Consider the following 16,004-nt stretch of genomic DNA (forward strand, 5'->3'; position numbering starts at 1 on the left):
GCCCGATTCCTGTAGGAGCGAGACTTGCCCGAAGGGCATGATGCGGTGTGACTGAAACACTGTGTAATCGTTTTTTGCGGGCAAGCCTCGCTTCTACGGGTCATCAATTAACCAGGAGGACAGCATGGCCGTTTATGTCCATTGCGTCGGCGCCCAGACCTATCGCTTCGATAGCCTCAAGGAAGTGATGGCCAAGGCCAGCCCGGCGCGGTCCGGGGACTTCCTGGCCGGTGTCGCCGCGCTCAATGATGGCGAACGCGTCGCCGCGCAAATGGCGCTGGCTGACATCCCGCTCAGCCACTTCCTGCAGGAAGTGCTGGTTCCCTACGAGGACGATGAAGTCACCCGCCTGATCATCGACACCCACGACAAGCAGGCTTTCGCCGTCGTCAGCCACCTCACCGTCGGCGGCTTTCGCGACTGGTTGCTCAGTGATGCCGCCGACGAACAGGTCCTGCGCGCCCTCGCCCCCGGCCTGACCCCGGAAATGGCCGCGGCCGTGTCAAAGATCATGCGCGTGCAGGATCTGGTGCTGGTGGCGCAAAAAATCCGCGTGGTCACCCAGTTTCGCGGCACCCTGGGCTTGCGCGGGCGCCTGTCCACACGCCTGCAACCCAACCACCCGACCGACGAACCGGCCGGTATTGCCGCGAGCATTCTCGACGGTCTGCTGCACGGTAACGGCGATGCCATGATCGGCATCAACCCGGCCACCGACAGCATCGCCTCAATCTGCGCCATGCTGGAAATGCTCGACGCGATCATCCAGCGCTACGAGATTCCGACCCAGGCCTGCGTGCTGACCCATGTCACCACGTCTATCGAAGCGGTCAATCGTGGCGTGCCGCTGGACCTGGTGTTCCAGTCGATCGCCGGCACCGAAGCTGCGAATGCGAGCTTCGGTATCAATCTGAATGTACTCAAGGAAGGTTATGACGCCGGATTGAGCCTCAACCGCGGCACACTCGGGCAAAACCTGATGTATTTCGAAACCGGCCAGGGCAGCGCCCTGTCGGCCAACGCCCACCATGGCGTCGATCAACAAACCTGCGAAACCCGGGCCTACGCTGTCGCGCGACACTTCAAACCGTTTTTGGTGAACACCGTCGTAGGATTTATCGGTCCGGAATACCTCTATAACGGCAAACAGATTATTCGCGCCGGTCTCGAAGATCACTTCTGCGGCAAGCTGCTGGGCGTGCCGATGGGTTGCGACATCTGTTACACCAACCACGCCGAGGCCGACCAGGATGACATGGACACCCTGCTGACCTTGCTGGGCGTGGCCGGGATCAACTTCATCATGGGCATCCCCGGCTCCGACGACATCATGCTCAATTACCAGACCACGTCGTTCCACGATGCGCTCTATGCCCGGCAGACCCTGGGGCTCAAGCCAGCACCCGAGTTCGAACAGTGGCTGGCGAAAATGGGCATCTTCACCCAGGCGGATGGCCGGGTTCTGTTCGGCAACAGCTTGCCACCGGCCTTCCGCCAGGCCTTGGCGCAACTGGGATGAGTGTTGATATGGAAAAGCCGCCTTACGACCCGCACAACCCATGGCTGGAGCTGCGACGCCTGACACCGGCGCGCATTGCCCTTGGCCGTACGGGCACCAGCATGCCCACTCGCGCGCAGCTGGACTTTCAATATGCCCACGCTCAGGCCCGTGATGCGGTGCACTTGCCGTTTGACCACGGGGCATTGCGCTCACAACTGAGCGAGCGCGGGCATGCAAGTCTTTTGCTGCATAGCGCGGCCGTTGACCGCAACAGCTATTTGCAACGCCCCGATCTTGGGCGAAAACTGAGCGATGCGTCGGCTCAGGTTCTACGTGATCACGCTTCGGCCAATCCGGGCGGAGTCGACTTGGTGATCGTGGTCGCCGATGGTTTGTCAGCGTTGGCCGTTCATCGCCATACGCTGCCGTTTCTGGCGCGACTGGAGGAACAGGTTCGCGCCGAAAACTGGTCCGTCGCCCCGATCGTGCTGGTGGAACAGGGCCGCGTTGCTGTCGCCGATGAAGTCGGCGAATTGCTGGGGGCGAAAATGACCGTGATCCTGATCGGCGAGCGCCCAGGCCTGAGCTCGCCAGACAGTCTGGGGTTGTATTTCACCTATAACCCCAAAGTCGGCCTGACAGACGCCTATCGCAACTGCATCTCCAATGTGCGCCTGGAAGGCTTGAGCTACGGCATGGCGGCACACCGTTTGCTGTATTTGATGCGCGAGGCCTGTCGGCGGCAGTTATCCGGGGTCAATCTGAAGGACGAAGCGCAAGTCCAGACCCTGGAGTCAGACGCCGGCGCAGACATGAAGGGAAATTTCCTACTAGGCCCGCCGGATGCCTGAAGCGCTTGCGCGTTGCACTTTCGTTCCAGTTTCAGGCAGGATCGACTCGCGGCTGCCAGGATTTCCCGTTGCCGTTCAAGCACGCAAGACAGCCACTTGAAGACGAGACCTACCATGCGGATTATTCAAGCGACCCTCGAACACCTGGACCTGCTGACCCCGTTGTTCGTCAAATATCGCGAGTTTTATGGCTCCCTGCCGTATCCGGACTCGTCCCGGGCGTTTCTCGAAAAACGCCTTCGTCGCAAAGAGTCGGTGATCTACCTGGCCCTTTCCGATGATGACAACAACAAACTGTTGGGCTTTTGTCAGTTGTACCCAAGCTTCTCTTCGCTTTCGCTTAAACGCGTGTGGATCCTCAACGACATCTACGTCGCCGAAGACGCACGTCGCCAACTGGTCGCCGACAATCTGATTCGTACCGCGAAAAAAATGGCCAAGGAAACCAATGCCGTGCGCATGCGGGTGTCTACCAGCAGCAACAACGCAGTGGCGCAGAAAACCTACGAATCCATCGGATTCAAGGAAGATACCGAGTTCAAGAACTACGTATTGCCGATCAGCGACGAGCTGTAAGGTCGCTGCAGCGGGGTCGATCTCTGCCATGCAGAGGATCGACCCCCTGAGGCCGTCAATCCATCCGATGGAATTTTCCCGCCCCCTCAAACTCAAGGGTTCAGGGTGTGTTTGTGTGAGTTATTAATTGTCACCAGACTTGCGCACGTTCAACCGACATGCCCCGCTACAATCTCGACGCGCTTTTCACCACTCAACTCGTATAATGCCGATCTTTCCGGCTTGTAAGAAAAACTACGTCCGTTCGTAGGCTTTCGCGAAGTCATCCGCACAAGGCCCGCTGACCTGGACCGTTATCACAGGTGCTTTCCATGGATTTCAACCCGCTCGACCTAGTCCTGCATCTCGATGTCTACCTCGATTTGCTGGTAACCAATTACGGGCCATGGATCTACGCCATTCTGTTTCTGGTGATTTTTTGTGAAACCGGCCTGGTGGTCATGCCGTTCCTGCCGGGTGATTCGCTGCTGTTCATCGCCGGCGCAGTTGCCGCAGGTGGCGGCATGGACCCGGTGCTGCTGGGTGGCCTGCTGATGCTGGCGGCGATATTGGGCGATAGCACCAACTATGTGATCGGACGAACGGCGGGCGAACGCTTGTTCAGCAATCCGAACTCGAAGATCTTCCGCCGCGATTATCTGCAACAAACCCACGATTTCTATGAAAAGCACGGCGGTAAAACCGTGACCCTGGCGCGCTTCCTGCCCATCATCCGCACCTTTGCACCGTTCGTCGCGGGCGTTGCGCGGATGCCGTACCCGCGCTTCTTCGCCTTCAGCGTGCTGGGCACCATCCTTTGGGTCGGCGGTCTGGTCACCCTCGGTTACTTCTTCGGCAACGTACCGTTCATCAAGTCGAACCTGTCGTTGCTGGTGGTCGGCATCATCCTGCTATCGCTGGTTCCGATGATCATCGGCGTGGTGCGCAGTCGCTTCGGCAACGCAGCGTCCAAAGCTCACACGCGCTGATCCTCAATGTGGTCCCTGAGCGCCTGGCGTCGCCGGCGCATTCTGGCCAGGCACCCGATTGCCGACGATATGTGGCAACGGGTGCGCCATCACCTGAGCTTTCTCGACGGCATCACCGCGGCCCAGGACCAATGGCTGCGTGAAGCCTGCGTGCTGTTCCTCGAAGACAAACACCTGACTGCCCTGCCCGGCGTCGAATTGCATCAGGAGCAACGCCTGTTGCTCGCCGCCCAGGCGCAACTGCCGCTGATGAACCTGGGTGATCTGAACTGGTACCAGGGCTTTCACGAAATCATCCTCTACCCCGACGACTTCCTCAGCCCCCAGCGCCACCGCGACGCCAGTGGCATCGAACACGAATGGGACGGCGAGCACAGCGGTGAAGCCTGGCAGCAAGGGCCGATCATCCTCGCCTGGCCCGGTGTGATGGCCAGTGGTGGCTGGGAAGGCTACAACCTGGTCATCCACGAACTGGCGCACAAACTCGACATGCTCAACGGCGACGCCAATGGCCTGCCACCGCTGCACGCCGACATGCGCGTCAGCGCCTGGGCCAAAGTCATGCAGGACGCCTACGATGACCTCGACCGGCAGCTGGAACACAACCCTGACGCCGAGACTGCCATCGACCCATACGCCGCCGAGAACCCTGCCGAGTTCTTCGCCGTCACCAGTGAATACTTCTTCAGCGCCCCGGATTTGCTGCATGAGGCTTATCCACAGGTGTATGAGCAGTTGCAGCTGTTCTACCGCCAGGATCCGCTCGGAAGATTGAAGCAACTTCAGGCGCATGATCCGGTCTATCAGCCACACGACTAAGGTCTACACGACTTCTGGTCCATGGCGTCGGCGTAGGAATATGCCTATAATCGCCGCCACTTTTTGGTCAATCCGGCCAAGTGTTTTTGGTCAACTAACGGGGGCAACGCCCAATGAGCTACAGCAAGATTCCGGCTGGCAAAGACCTGCCGAACGACATCTACGTCGCGATCGAGATTCCGGCCAACCACGCGCCGATCAAATACGAAATCGACAAAGACAGCGATTGCCTGTTCGTTGACCGTTTCATGGCCACCCCAATGTTCTACCCGGCCAACTACGGTTACATCCCGAACACTCTGGCCGACGACGGTGATCCCCTCGACGTGCTGGTCGTGACCCCTTATCCGGTTGCACCAGGTTCGGTGATCCGCGCCCGTCCGGTCGGCATCCTGAACATGACCGACGACGGCGGCGGCGATGCCAAAGTCATCGCCGTTCCACACGACAAGCTGTCGCAACTGTACGTCGACGTGAAGGAATACACCGACCTGCCTGCCCTGCTGATCCAGCAGATCGAGCACTTCTTCGCGAACTACAAAGATCTCGAAAAAGGCAAATGGGTGAAGATCGAAGGCTGGGCCGGCGCAGACGCCGCCCGCGAAGCGATCACCAAGTCGGTAGCTGCCTACAAAGGCTAAGCCGCCGCGGTACGCTTCTGGCGACCCGCTTCAAGAAAAACCCCGGTGATCCGGGGTTTTTTGTGGGCGCTTGAAAAGCATCACTTAAACGCCTTGTTTAATAGGGTCTGTTTTGGTTTTTTCTTGTTTAATTTTCGCCGTTTACGTCTTACATCAAGTCTTAAATTTCCCTCGATTTTGAACGGCTCGTTTATTCAAAGCCTTATTCCGCCTCCGTAGACTCGTGTTTATGAAAAAGAACACTAGCGGCCCACGCTTTCGAGCGCTCCTTCGACTTGCCAACATCACGACATCCGGTTTTGCCGAGTTTTTGAACACGGCACCACAAAATGTCCACAACTGGTACACCCGAGGTGTGCCCGCCCACTGCCTGGAAGAAGTCGCCACGCGGCTCTCCGTGAACAGGGAATGGCTGAAAACCGGTGAAGGCCAGAAAGATGCCCGGCATCTGCGCGTGGCCGACGAGTCGGGCAACGTCTTCGACGCCCAGGCCATCCGCGGCGTCTATACCGTGGTCGAACCCACCGATGTCGACTTGCCGTTCTACAAGGAAGTCCCGACGACCACTGACCCCAACAAAACTCACGTCGTCGAGGACCGAGAAGAGTCCATACGCCTTCCCCGCAGCCACCTCGACTCCCTGGAAATCAACCACTGCGACGCCATCTGCGCCCGTATGGTCGGCAACAGCATGGCCGAGAAAATCGAAGAAGGTTCGACGATCGCCATCGACCGGGGCCTGACACAAATCGTCGACGGCCAGATCTACGCTGTCGAGCACGACGGCATGCTGCGCATCAAATACCTGCACCGAATCCCCGGCAACGCCCTGCGGATGCGCAGCCACAACAGCGGCGAGTACCCAGACGAGATCCTCAGGCGCGAACAGATCGAAGAACAGAACTTCAGGGTGTTGGGTTGGGTGTTCTGGTGGTCGACGCTGAACAAACGCAGGCCGGAGGTGCCGTTCCTGTAAAACATCAGCAATCGCGGATGTCGGTCGCATCGCGAGGCTCTGGTCGGCACCTTCTACTGGGAATTTCCATCAAACCTGCGTATGCTGCGCCCCACATTTGCGCATCGACCCGCCCCGCGGCTCAGATCGCACCGACAAGGCAGATGACTTTCTCGCCGAGTCCCGCAGCCGGACGCAAGATCCGGGTGTACGTTTTGAAGGCTGGCGCGGTTTACCAAAAATGATCCAAGCCAGTCCCCGAGAAGCCGGCCACAAGCCGGCTTTTTAATGCCTGAAAAACAGCCAACTGAACAATTCAGCACAAGCAGCGCCGTCATCCCTCACGGATAACTAAACCCCTTAACCAACGTCAACTCCCCCACCGCCCTCATCGGCACCAGAAAAGTCTCCATCTTCTCGCTAGGCGTCCCCTCCTCCGTAATCACCGTAACCTGCGCCGTGGTCAGCGGTTGTACCGCGTCTTCCTGTCCTTCTTCATCACTGCGATAACCACCACCAAAGTAGTTCACATAGACCAGATACTGCCCCTTGATCGGTGCAGGCATGGCGAAGATTTCCGGGCCGTAGCCGGTGGTGACGTCGACGTCGAGGGCGGCGCCGTTGGCGACGGCACGGTCGCCGTACCAGATGTGGGCGCCGTCGGGGGTGATGAGGTGCAGGTCCAGGTCGGTGCCGTCGCTGTCCCAGGCCAGCAGGACGCGGAGTTTGGCCGGGGTGGAGCCGCCGCTGGCGTTGAGGAATTGCGTGCGCTGGCGTTGTTGGCCGTCGGGGCTGCGGACTTCGACGCTGTTGCTGCCGTTGGGAAAGGAGAACGGGCGATCGAAGCGACCGGCGGGGTCGATCTTCAGGGGCATGCTCACGCCATTCACGACCAGGCGACCGGGCTCAGCGGATTTGGGCGTTGCGCTGATCTGACCGCTGATGCGTGCGGTGTTGGCCTGCCCTGCCGGGGTGTTGACCGAAGAGGCCGGGTAATTGACGGTCTGGCGGAAACTCTCGCCTTCACCTTCAGGCGCACCGGTTCGCCAGCCACCGTTTGGCGTGTCGAGTTTGATGCCTTGCGCCATTGCCAACGGCAGTGCCGTCAGCGAACAAAGCAACAGCAAGACCTGTGGATAACGAAGTGTCATGGTCTATTCCAGCAAAAGGTGGCGGGCGAGCCCTTCGATGTAGGTTTCATCCTGGCCGTTGGGGTGAGCTTCAAAGGCCAGGTGCAGGTATTCGTGGGTCAGGTCGAGGCGATCCTGCAAGGACAGTGCGCCGCGCACGTAGATGCGCTGGCGTTCGCGGTCGACATAGGGTCGGCCGAATCCCAGGCGGCAGACTGCAAAGGTGCTGACTTCGCTGTAACCGGCCTCGCTTTCCAACCGCATACGCCAACCACGCCGTTGTTTCTGCAGCCAGTCCTGCGCCGCGGGCAAGGTTTCGCAGGAGGCAACGGGGTTGTCCCAGCGACTGAGGCTGGCACGCGGATAGGCGTGCAGCAGGATGGCGTCGTAGCGCTGGCCGGCGTTGGCTTGTTCCACGGCTTGTTGCCAGGAGAGTTTGTCCGGGCCGGGTTGGTCGGCGTGGTAGGTGACGCCGGTGCCGGCAAGCACGAGGTCGTTGGTCCATGCGGCGATGTTGCGCGCCGCGGTGGTGGCCGGACGTGGGGCGACTCGTTGCCGTTGGCTGCTGTCGTCGATGCTCAGGCATTCACCGTTACGCGTGGCGTTTTGCAGCAGGTAGGTACGGATGGCGACCGCCAGGGCCTTGGCGGCCTCGACAGGTTCGGCAGCGGCTTCACGCTGTAGCACGCGGGCGACGTATTCCTCGCGGTCCAGACGCGCGACGATCTTGTCCTTCAACAAAAACAGTTCACCGTTGCTGTGGATATCGAGCTGGTTGCCGTTGCTGAATTCGACGCGAAAGTCGCCTTGCATCGGCCCGGAAGCAACAACACGATCTCCCGCCAGAACGCGCCCGATCGGATAGCGTGAAAACAGCTCCACCTCGACACATCGCCCAGGATCCACCGGCCAATCAACCGGCAACACCGAAGCCAAGGCTTGAGCGTAATTGCGCAGAACCCTCTGACTGGTCCCCCGTCCACCCGCCCAGATCGGCGTGCCCTTCGTCGTCCAACCGGCGAACCCGCCCTGACGCGACGAAGGATCATGTTCATCCAACCAACTCCAGGTTTTCACCCGCAAGCGGCCACCGAGTTCGCCCACGACGTTGCCGTCGGCGGCGTTCAACACCACGTCAAGCAACACCCGCCGCGCCTGATCCTGTGCGGGCAGCACGGCCAGCATTTGCAGCAACTCCACTACCGAAACACGTGTGGACGGTTGCATCGCAGGCAAATCAAGCAGCCACTGCGGCGCTTTGCGCGCTTGCCAATACTGGCGCCAATCCGCGGCGGAAATGCCCAATCGCGCAGGCTCGAAGTACAACCCGCAGGACTTCACCAACGCCTGATCGCGTTCGATCCTGCCACCCGCAGTACAGCAATAAACCTCTTCTTTGGACTGCCCGCGACATTCATACGCAGGTTCTCGGGCACCGGTATCGACCAGCCAGCCGTAGACAAACAACTTCCACAAACTACCCAAAGGCGCCTGCAATGAGTCGGGCAACGGCTCACGGGCGATCACCCGGTTCCCGCTCAACGACAACAGTTCGCCTTCGAATCCCAGTCGCAGCGGGGCTTCCTGCGCTGTCGCCAGCGCAGGGATCAAACACAGCAGCCACCAGAGCAAACGTCGGGTCATGTCAGTTGACCGTGATCTGACCAAGCGCCGGTTTCTGTTCATGGGCCTGATGCTGCGGTGCATAGACTTGCGTGAAACGCACCGGCGGTAGATGGAATTGGCCTTTTTGCGAGAAGCGCACCAGATGGCGCAGCCGCAGCTCGCCATTCAAGGCATCCACTGGAATCGCGTAAGCCATCTGACCCGGCTCGAAGCGCGCCTTCTCCAGCGCCGTCGGTTCGGTGCCGGCCTTACCCATCAACTTGATGCCCCACGTGGTGCGCTCTACATCCGCGCCCGGCGGCAGCGGCACTTCGATCATCCCGTATCGCAGCGGCCTGGCGGCTTTGCTGGTGATGATGATTTCGTCCAGATACAGGCTGTCGCTGGACAGCGGCTTGCTGCCCACCGCTTCGAGCTTGAAAGTGAATGCAGCGTCACCCGGCACCAATCGCGACAGGCGACGAGTGATGGACACGGCCATCGGCTCGACGGCCGGTTGCCGGGTCTGGAAGCTCAATGCCGCACGCAGCGGACGTTCCTGAACACCGGACAGCGACAACACACTCGGCACCGGCGTCGCGCCCTGCCACGTCCAGTACATTTCCCCGGTGACACTGTGTTGTTTCTTCCAGCCCTCTCCCGGCGCCAGTGCGATGGTCGGCGAAGCCTGCTCGATACTGCGCTGCAGCCAGCTCAGCGCCAGTGCCCGTTCGAGGGTCGATTGCTGCGGCAACAGCCGTTGCAGCAGCGCCTGCGCACGGAGCTGATCGAACGGCTGCAGAGACAGATTCAGCGCTTCGGCAAACGGCTGCGAGCTCACAGCCAAGCGTTGCTGCGCATCGGCCAAATGCCGATTGAAGGCCTCCGGCAGCGCGACCTTCGATTGCCTGGCCAGCGACGCGGTCAACACCCGCGCCGCCGCCAGCCCCAAGGCCGAATCCGGATCGCTCATGACCAGGCTGTCTTCACCGCCCTCCATCAAGTTCGCGGCATTGCCCTCGCCCGCTTTCGCCAGATCGTCCACCAAACCGCTGAGCAAGGTGTTGATCGGCAACTGCATCTGTTTGGCGAACGCAACAATCAACGCCCGCTGCAACAGCGGCGTGTTGTTCGCCTGCTTGGCATACACCTCCAGCACCCGCTGCCAATGCTCCGGTGGCAGGCTCAATTGCAGCACCTGGCTGGCGTGCCAGTCGGCGAAATAGGCGTAGGCAGTCAGGAACGCATCCGGCTCACCGTCCATGCCCCACCAGGTGAAACTCGCCGAAGGCCCGGCCATTTGCACCAGGCGCAAACGGCTGTTCTGCATGATCAGGCGCAAGCGATCGCGGATCTGCGGATTCGACGACAGCGTCGGATACGCGATGCTCAGCGGCAGCAAGCGACTGGCGGTCTGCTCGACGCCGCCGTAGGGATAACTCAGCAGATCATCGAGCGCCGAGCGGAACAGCGCTTGCGGACTGTCGTCCAGACGCAGGCGAATGTCCGTTGCATCTGCCGGCAACGCCAGCGGTGTATCACCACTGGCGACATCCAGGCTTTGGCTTTGTGTCACTTGCCAACCTTCGCCGGTCGCGCTCAAGTGCACAGCCAAGGCATCGACGGTTTTGCCGTCCTGCACCAGTTCCGCGGCCCACTCGCCCGTGCCCAAGGCAAACGTCGGTAACGGGATGTAGTTGATGCCGCTGTTGAGCGTGACGGCGATGCGCTGCTCGGCGCCCGCGTAATGTGTCACCAGCTCAGCCTTGACCGGATCTTGCGACTGACTGAAAGCAAACACACCGAGATCGGGTTTGTCCCCAGTGCGGAATTTGCCGGGTCCGCTCCACTTCAGGTACAGCGGTTTTTCCGAGCGCACGAATTGCTTCTTCTGCCCCACCGCACCGTCGTCGGCGATGGCCCGGGCGGTGATGCGCCAGCGGGTCAACGAGTCCGGCATCTTGAAGGTGAAGCGGGTTTTGCCGTTGGCATCGGTGAGCAGTTCCGGTTGCCACGCGGCGGTGTCGACGTCTTCGCGCCGCGGCCGTTCCAGCACTTTCACCCCGCGTTCACTGCGATTGGCTTTACCCGGCGCACCGGGGCTGCCCGGCAGCGCGACGTCATAGCTGATGAACGACAAGCTGGCACTGGTGCGCACATTGTTGCGGCGTGGGTGATAAAAGAACTGGTCGATGCTCGGTGCCACTTCCGGTTGCAGGGCATAGACCATTTCGTCGACCACACTGACCGTCAGATGCGCGGGGATTGGCTTGCCGGCGAACTGCGTCGTCAGGTCCACCGATACCGTTTCACCCGGCTGGTAGGTGTCTTTGTCGGTGGTGATCGCCACGTCGATCTGCGGCGTAATCACTTTGATGCCTGCGTTCTGGAAGCTGTACTGCCCGCCCTTGGTGTAAAGCACCGAGAACGTCAGGTTCGGGGCGAAACCGTCCTTCACCGGGATGCGCGCGCGGTACTGGGTGTCGCTGAGTTTCTCCATCTTTAGCCAGTCGCCGCCCTTGGACAGCAGCGCGGTGGCTTCGACCTTGTCGCGCTCCAGCGACAGCAGCGCATCGTTGATCGGCTCGGGGAAAGTGATCAACGCCAGTGCTTCATCGCCGGCCTTGTACTCGGGTTTGTCGAGGACGATTTCGACGGTTCCCGGCACAGCCTTGACTCCGTCGCCGGTGACTGAATGACCGGTGGCGCCGAGGGTTCGGCCGTGGTCGTCCCTGAGCGTCAGGTTGTAGGTGCCGGGACGATCGAAGGCCAGGGTGAAACCTTTGTCGGTGGCCGCGAGCTTACCTTCGCCGCTGCTCTGGTCTTCCAGACGAACCCAGCCATAGCTGCTCGGGGTAACCGCTGCCTTCTGCTCGCTTTCGATGACGTAGCTGAACGCAACCTTGTCGCCCACCGCACTGAAGCGCTGCGGTGCGCTCAAGCGGAAATTCGCGGCGCCTCGGTCGATGAGGATTTCCTTGGTGGTCTTGACCCGATACGCCGCGCCATCACTGGCGAACACGGTGAGCATGTAGCGGCTCGGTTTGTCGGCGGCCGGCAGGTCCAGGGTCGCGTTGCCCTGGGCGTCAGTGGTCAATTCGGCGCTGGTCAGTTCCACCGGGAATTGCCCGAGGTATTGCAGTTCGTTGTCGACCATCGACAGTTGCTGGGCACGCAGGCTCAGGGTCAACTTGGCATTGGCCACCGGTTTGCCGTCGGGGTAGAGCAACACCAGACTGCCCTTGACCGGCTCGCCGGTGCGGTAATCCTGCTTGGCCAGATTGAGGGAAATTTCGAAGTGCGGCTTGATGTATTCAGCCACGCGGAAGGCACTGCTGTAAGCCTGATCCTTGTAGCTGAAGCGCAACTCGTATCCACCGGCCACGGCGTTGTCCGGCAGCTGGAAACGGCCCTGGGTGCCGGCCTTCGAATCGAGTTTCAAGTCCAGGGTTTGCAGGGCCGTACCGGTCGCATCCAGCACCGTTACGTTGACGTCGGCAGCGCTTGGCTGCACCGAATCCCGGGCGTTCTTGAATTCACGGCCGACGATTTTCAGCGACACCCAATCCCCCGGCCGATACAGCGGCCGGTCAGTGAAGGCATAGAGTTTGGTGTCGTAGATTTCGCTGTCGTAATAGAAGTTTTCCGAGACAAAAACCCCGCCCTCTTCGTCCTCGCCAATCACGAACGAACGCTCGGGGCTGACGTGTTTCAAACGCAGCAAACCATCGACATCGGTAGCACCGCTGCTCATCACGCCCAAACCGTCAGTCCACAGCACATTGACCTTGGGCACCGAACTGCCTTGGTGTTTGCGCGCAGCCCACACCAGTAATTCATCACCGGCAATCTTGCTCACCGCCACGGTGTTGGAGACGAAGACCATGGTGGTCGCGCGGTACTTGCCGATCAGCGCCTCCACCAGGTACAGACCCGGCTTCAAGTTGCCCAACGGGATGTAGACGTTGCCCGGTGCGACGCTGACGAACTCACTGGAAGAGCCGGCCAGATTCACCCCTTCCGGTGGCTGGATCGGCTTGGCCTGCCACAGCGGATAACGGAACTGGCTGACCACCGGCAGGCCCGGAATCAAGGCAAATTGCGGTTGCGCGTCGTAGGGTGTCGGCGCGGCCATGGCAGCGCCCATTTTCAGTTCCGGCACTTCCTCGGTGACTTGTTTGCGCGACTCGTAGGAGAACGCCCGCTGCATCACCCGCCGCGACTTGCGGTACCAGTTATCCCACAGATAGGCGAGCGTGTTGGACAGCCCTTCGCCCTTGAACTGGCCGTCGCTGACCACGCGGTGCAGGTTCTTCTGGCGCTTGAGAAAGTCCAGCGGCTTGTCGATGCGATACACGCGAATGTCGGCACCGCCATAGGGCTCCATGCGGAAGCGGCGGTAGTCGCGGCCCGGCGCTTCGAGGCGCACCATCGCCTGTTCATCACTGGCAAAACTGCTGTCGGCCAACAGGAAAAAGCTTTCACCGGATACCGGCGTGTAGCCGCTGGGCTCGACGGTGTCTTGGGCGTTGACTGCCGAGAACGGCAACACCATGACCAACAACAGAGACAGAAAACGCAGCATGCGGGCACCGGTCATTGGGAGAGAAAATTCAGTCGATAGACGCCGATGAAGTTGGGGTTGGCTGCATCGGGTATCCATCGGGTGTCCTTCCATGTCATGAGTTGTTGCAGGCTTGCCGAACGCATGCCGTTATCGGTGGGAGTGGTGGTGCCGGTGTGATAGGCGATGAAGCGCCCCATCCAGATCATCAGGTGCTGGTCGTCGCCCTGATCGAAGAACATCAGGTCGCCGGGGCGCGCCTGGGACACATCGCGGCCGACCAGATGACTGTTGAACTGGATCAACTTGATCGCGTTGACGTACGGCCCGACCTTGCCGCCGCCCTGTTGCCATTGCTGGGCGAGGCTGCGCTGGGCGTCGCTCAGCTGCAGCTCCGGCGGCAGGTAGCGATTGGACAGACCATTGCTGCGCAGCCATTTGTCGTCGTGGACTTTCAGCGCTTCGTTGGCGGCAAAGCGCACCAACCCGGCGCAGTCCTGTTGATACCAGCGCGGGCTCGGGCCTTGGCTCAGTTGTTCCTGGGCGATGCGCACGAACCATGCACGGAACACCTGGGATTGCTGCGCATCCAGCGCCGGTGCATCGAGCGCCCGGGCACTCGCGCTCAACAGCAAGGCAAGCAAGCCGAGACTGCGGATCCACCCATTCACAGCGCTTTCCACTCCAGCGGCAACCATTGCCAGTGACCGTCCGGCTCGCTGCCTTCGGGCAAGGTCAGGGCATATTTGCCGTAGCCGCCGAGCGTGCGCAGTTTGGGGATCAGGTAGGTTTGCGCGGCGTTGTAGAACACCGGTTCCATGTCCTGCGGCAGGCTGTCGAGGGTTTCCTGCTGGATCAGCTGCGCCATGGAGTCAGGGCCGAAGTAGATCGGCATCAGCAGGTCTTTGGGCAACACGTCGGCCATCGGTGGGAAGCGCTTGTCGAGGGTGCCGAGGGCCTTGTCCACCAATTTGTCGTCGAGGGAAAACAGCAGCGTTGAACCATGTCGCGCAAGGCTTACACGCATGAACGCCTTACCGCTGATGGCGTCCGGATGTTCTGCATCCTTGGCCGCGTAGGGACCGAAACTGGAGCTGACCTGACGCTGCCATTGATGGCTCTGGCCTTGCTGTTTCTCCACCACCGGGAACACATGCTCATCGACCTTGCTTTCATGGGCGCCGACCATCGAACCGAACAACTTGCCCAGATCGCCATCCATGCTGGCGCTGTCTTGATCCTTGAGCCCGGCCACCAGCAGCGGTGTGTACAGTCGCGAATCGGCATACCAGCAAAGCCCTGCCGCACCGGCCATGTGTTCGGTCAGTGCTTGAGCCGCGCGCTCTTCGGCACCGAGTTTTACCAGCAACGGTTTTTGTTGTTCGGCCGCCAGCGGCAGGGCGACGCACGCGCTCGCGCCCATCGGCATGGCTTTCCAGACCGGTTTGAAATCAAAGTCTGGCTGATTCTCCAGCTCATCCATGGCGAGGAAGCTGTGCCAGCCTTTATCGTCCATGTCGAAACGCAGACCGGCGAAATTCGGGATGAAGCGCTGATAACCCATGGCCAACACGCTGGCGTTGACCGACAGCCGTTGCTTTACCTCGGGCGCACGGGGTGGCAGACCGAAAGCTTCGGGAAACAGTTTTTCGCCATTGAGCAAAGCGGCGATGGACTGGGTCGAAACGCTGCCGGCTTCCTGTGCCATGCCACTTTGCGGGTCATAAAGCTTGGTCGGATTCGACAGCACCACGAGTTTGTCGCCATGGGAAGCGAACACCAGCGCCTTGCTGGCGTTGTAGGTGAGCTGATACAGCTCGACGTTATCGGCGCCGACTTTCACCTCTGCGATTTTGCTCAGTTGCGAATCATCCAGCGCCACTTTCGCCAGCGGTTCCAGCACCTTGGCCAGGCCGCCGCGATCCATCACCAGCAGGAAATCCCTCAGCCGCCCATCCGCCCCGCGCCACAGCGCGACATCTGCCGGCTGGTCGAACAGTTGCTCGATCAAGGAGTCCTGCAGTTTCAAATCGTGTTCATAAATGATCCGCCGCAGGCTGCCGATCAGGCCAAGACGATCGGCGTGGGTTTGGTAATAGAAGACGAAGTCTTCAGTCAGGGTTTCCTTGAGGAACGGCACGGCCAGCAAATCCTTGGGCAATTGGCTCAAGGAGTGGGTTTCGAGCAAGCCATCGGGGCGGCTCATGCCAAGTTTTTCCGCCGCCAGTTGCGGTGCCGGGGCTGTGCTTTTTTTCAGCAGCCAGCCCATGCCGGCAGCCACAGCGGCGACCAGGCACAGCCCGAGCACAATGACCGGCCAACGACGGGACGGTTTGGCGCTCGGTGTATCGGCAGCCGGAGAAACAGTGTTATCGCTCATTTCACAAAACCCGA

Annotated in this window: 12 protein-coding genes; 7 read left to right on the plus strand and 5 right to left on the minus strand. The window is 60.5% G+C overall.

Annotated features, from left to right (window positions below):
- Nucleotides 1-124: 124 nt before the first annotated feature.
- The 7 genes from ASD60_RS20880 to ASD60_RS20910 all read left to right on the plus strand — a co-directional run bounded on the left by ASD60_RS20880 (nucleotide 125) and on the right by ASD60_RS20910 (nucleotide 6,332).
- Nucleotides 125-1,519, plus strand: a complete 1,395-nt coding sequence (locus tag ASD60_RS20880) for an ethanolamine ammonia-lyase subunit EutB (protein ID WP_056855827.1) — start codon at nucleotides 125-127, stop codon at nucleotides 1,517-1,519.
- Between the two features lie 8 nt (nucleotides 1,520-1,527).
- Nucleotides 1,528-2,352: an ethanolamine ammonia-lyase subunit EutC gene (gene eutC / locus ASD60_RS20885; RefSeq protein ID WP_056855828.1), complete on the plus strand. Its 825-nt coding sequence runs from the start codon at nucleotides 1,528-1,530 to the stop codon at nucleotides 2,350-2,352.
- A gap of 114 nt (nucleotides 2,353-2,466) precedes the next feature.
- Nucleotides 2,467-2,928 carry a GNAT family N-acetyltransferase gene (locus ASD60_RS20890; protein WP_056855829.1) on the plus strand — a complete coding sequence of 154 codons (462 nt, stop codon included), beginning with the start codon at nucleotides 2,467-2,469 and terminating at the stop codon, nucleotides 2,926-2,928.
- A 311-nt stretch (nucleotides 2,929-3,239) separates the two neighbouring features.
- Nucleotides 3,240-3,896 (plus strand): DedA family protein, encoded by a 657-nt coding sequence (locus ASD60_RS20895; protein WP_056855830.1) that lies wholly within the window; start codon nucleotides 3,240-3,242, stop codon nucleotides 3,894-3,896.
- A 6-nt stretch (nucleotides 3,897-3,902) separates the two neighbouring features.
- On the plus strand, nucleotides 3,903-4,715 hold the full coding sequence (locus tag ASD60_RS20900) for a zinc-dependent peptidase (RefSeq protein WP_056855831.1): 813 nt from the start codon (nucleotides 3,903-3,905) through the stop codon (nucleotides 4,713-4,715).
- Between the two features lie 113 nt (nucleotides 4,716-4,828).
- Entirely contained in the window at nucleotides 4,829-5,356 is a 528-nt protein-coding gene (gene ppa, locus ASD60_RS20905; RefSeq protein WP_007990564.1) for an inorganic diphosphatase, read from the plus strand.
- Nucleotides 5,357-5,585: 229 nt separating this feature from the next.
- Entirely contained in the window at nucleotides 5,586-6,332 is a 747-nt protein-coding gene (locus tag ASD60_RS20910; RefSeq protein ID WP_056855832.1) for a S24 family peptidase, read from the plus strand.
- A gap of 320 nt (nucleotides 6,333-6,652) precedes the next feature.
- Here ASD60_RS20910 and ASD60_RS20915 read toward each other — a convergent pair whose 3' ends face one another.
- The 5 genes from ASD60_RS20915 to ASD60_RS20935 are packed head-to-tail and all read right to left on the minus strand — an operon-like array spanning nucleotide 6,653 to nucleotide 15,990.
- A complete protein-coding gene (locus tag ASD60_RS20915; RefSeq protein WP_056855833.1) occupies nucleotides 6,653-7,462 on the minus strand; it encodes a YfaP family protein in 810 nt (269 codons plus the stop codon).
- A 3-nt stretch (nucleotides 7,463-7,465) separates the two neighbouring features.
- Entirely contained in the window at nucleotides 7,466-9,085 is a 1,620-nt protein-coding gene (locus tag ASD60_RS20920) for a DUF2300 domain-containing protein (protein WP_056855834.1), read from the minus strand.
- Nucleotide 9,086: 1 nt separating this feature from the next.
- Nucleotides 9,087-13,646, minus strand: coding sequence for an alpha-2-macroglobulin family protein (locus ASD60_RS20925; protein ID WP_082557636.1), 4,560 nt, complete (start codon nucleotides 13,644-13,646; stop codon nucleotides 9,087-9,089).
- Nucleotides 13,643-14,308 carry a DUF1175 domain-containing protein gene (locus ASD60_RS20930; RefSeq protein ID WP_056855835.1) on the minus strand — a complete coding sequence of 222 codons (666 nt, stop codon included), beginning with the start codon at nucleotides 14,306-14,308 and terminating at the stop codon, nucleotides 13,643-13,645. Before ASD60_RS20930 ends, ASD60_RS20925 begins: the two co-directional genes overlap by 4 nt.
- Nucleotides 14,278-15,990: a DUF2138 domain-containing protein gene (locus tag ASD60_RS20935; RefSeq protein ID WP_056855836.1), complete on the minus strand. Its 1,713-nt coding sequence runs from the start codon at nucleotides 15,988-15,990 to the stop codon at nucleotides 14,278-14,280. Before ASD60_RS20935 ends, ASD60_RS20930 begins: the two co-directional genes overlap by 31 nt.
- Between the last annotated feature and the right edge of the window lie 14 nt (nucleotides 15,991-16,004).

The organism is Pseudomonas sp. Root562 (genome assembly GCF_001427125.1).
Classification (GTDB): domain Bacteria; phylum Pseudomonadota; class Gammaproteobacteria; order Pseudomonadales; family Pseudomonadaceae; genus Aquipseudomonas.

Excerpts from the sequence above, each read along its gene's own strand:
- ASD60_RS20890 (WP_056855829.1), top strand. The coding sequence starts at position 2,467 with ATGCGGATTATTCAAGCGACCCTCGAACACCTGGACCTGCTGACCCCG.
- ASD60_RS20935 (WP_056855836.1), bottom strand. The coding sequence starts at position 15,990 with ATGAGCGATAACACTGTTTCTCCGGCTGCCGATACACCGAGCGCCAAA.
- ASD60_RS20915 (WP_056855833.1), bottom strand. The coding sequence starts at position 7,462 with ATGACACTTCGTTATCCACAGGTCTTGCTGTTGCTTTGTTCGCTGACG.
- ASD60_RS20895 (WP_056855830.1), top strand. The coding sequence starts at position 3,240 with ATGGATTTCAACCCGCTCGACCTAGTCCTGCATCTCGATGTCTACCTC.
- ASD60_RS20925 (WP_082557636.1), bottom strand. The coding sequence starts at position 13,646 with ATGACCGGTGCCCGCATGCTGCGTTTTCTGTCTCTGTTGTTGGTCATG.
- ASD60_RS20900 (WP_056855831.1), top strand. The coding sequence starts at position 3,903 with ATGTGGTCCCTGAGCGCCTGGCGTCGCCGGCGCATTCTGGCCAGGCAC.
- ppa (WP_007990564.1), top strand. The coding sequence starts at position 4,829 with ATGAGCTACAGCAAGATTCCGGCTGGCAAAGACCTGCCGAACGACATC.
- ASD60_RS20910 (WP_056855832.1), top strand. The coding sequence starts at position 5,586 with ATGAAAAAGAACACTAGCGGCCCACGCTTTCGAGCGCTCCTTCGACTT.
- eutC (WP_056855828.1), top strand. The coding sequence starts at position 1,528 with ATGGAAAAGCCGCCTTACGACCCGCACAACCCATGGCTGGAGCTGCGA.
- ASD60_RS20920 (WP_056855834.1), bottom strand. The coding sequence starts at position 9,085 with ATGACCCGACGTTTGCTCTGGTGGCTGCTGTGTTTGATCCCTGCGCTG.
- ASD60_RS20880 (WP_056855827.1), top strand. The coding sequence starts at position 125 with ATGGCCGTTTATGTCCATTGCGTCGGCGCCCAGACCTATCGCTTCGAT.
- ASD60_RS20930 (WP_056855835.1), bottom strand. The coding sequence starts at position 14,308 with ATGGTTGCCGCTGGAGTGGAAAGCGCTGTGAATGGGTGGATCCGCAGT.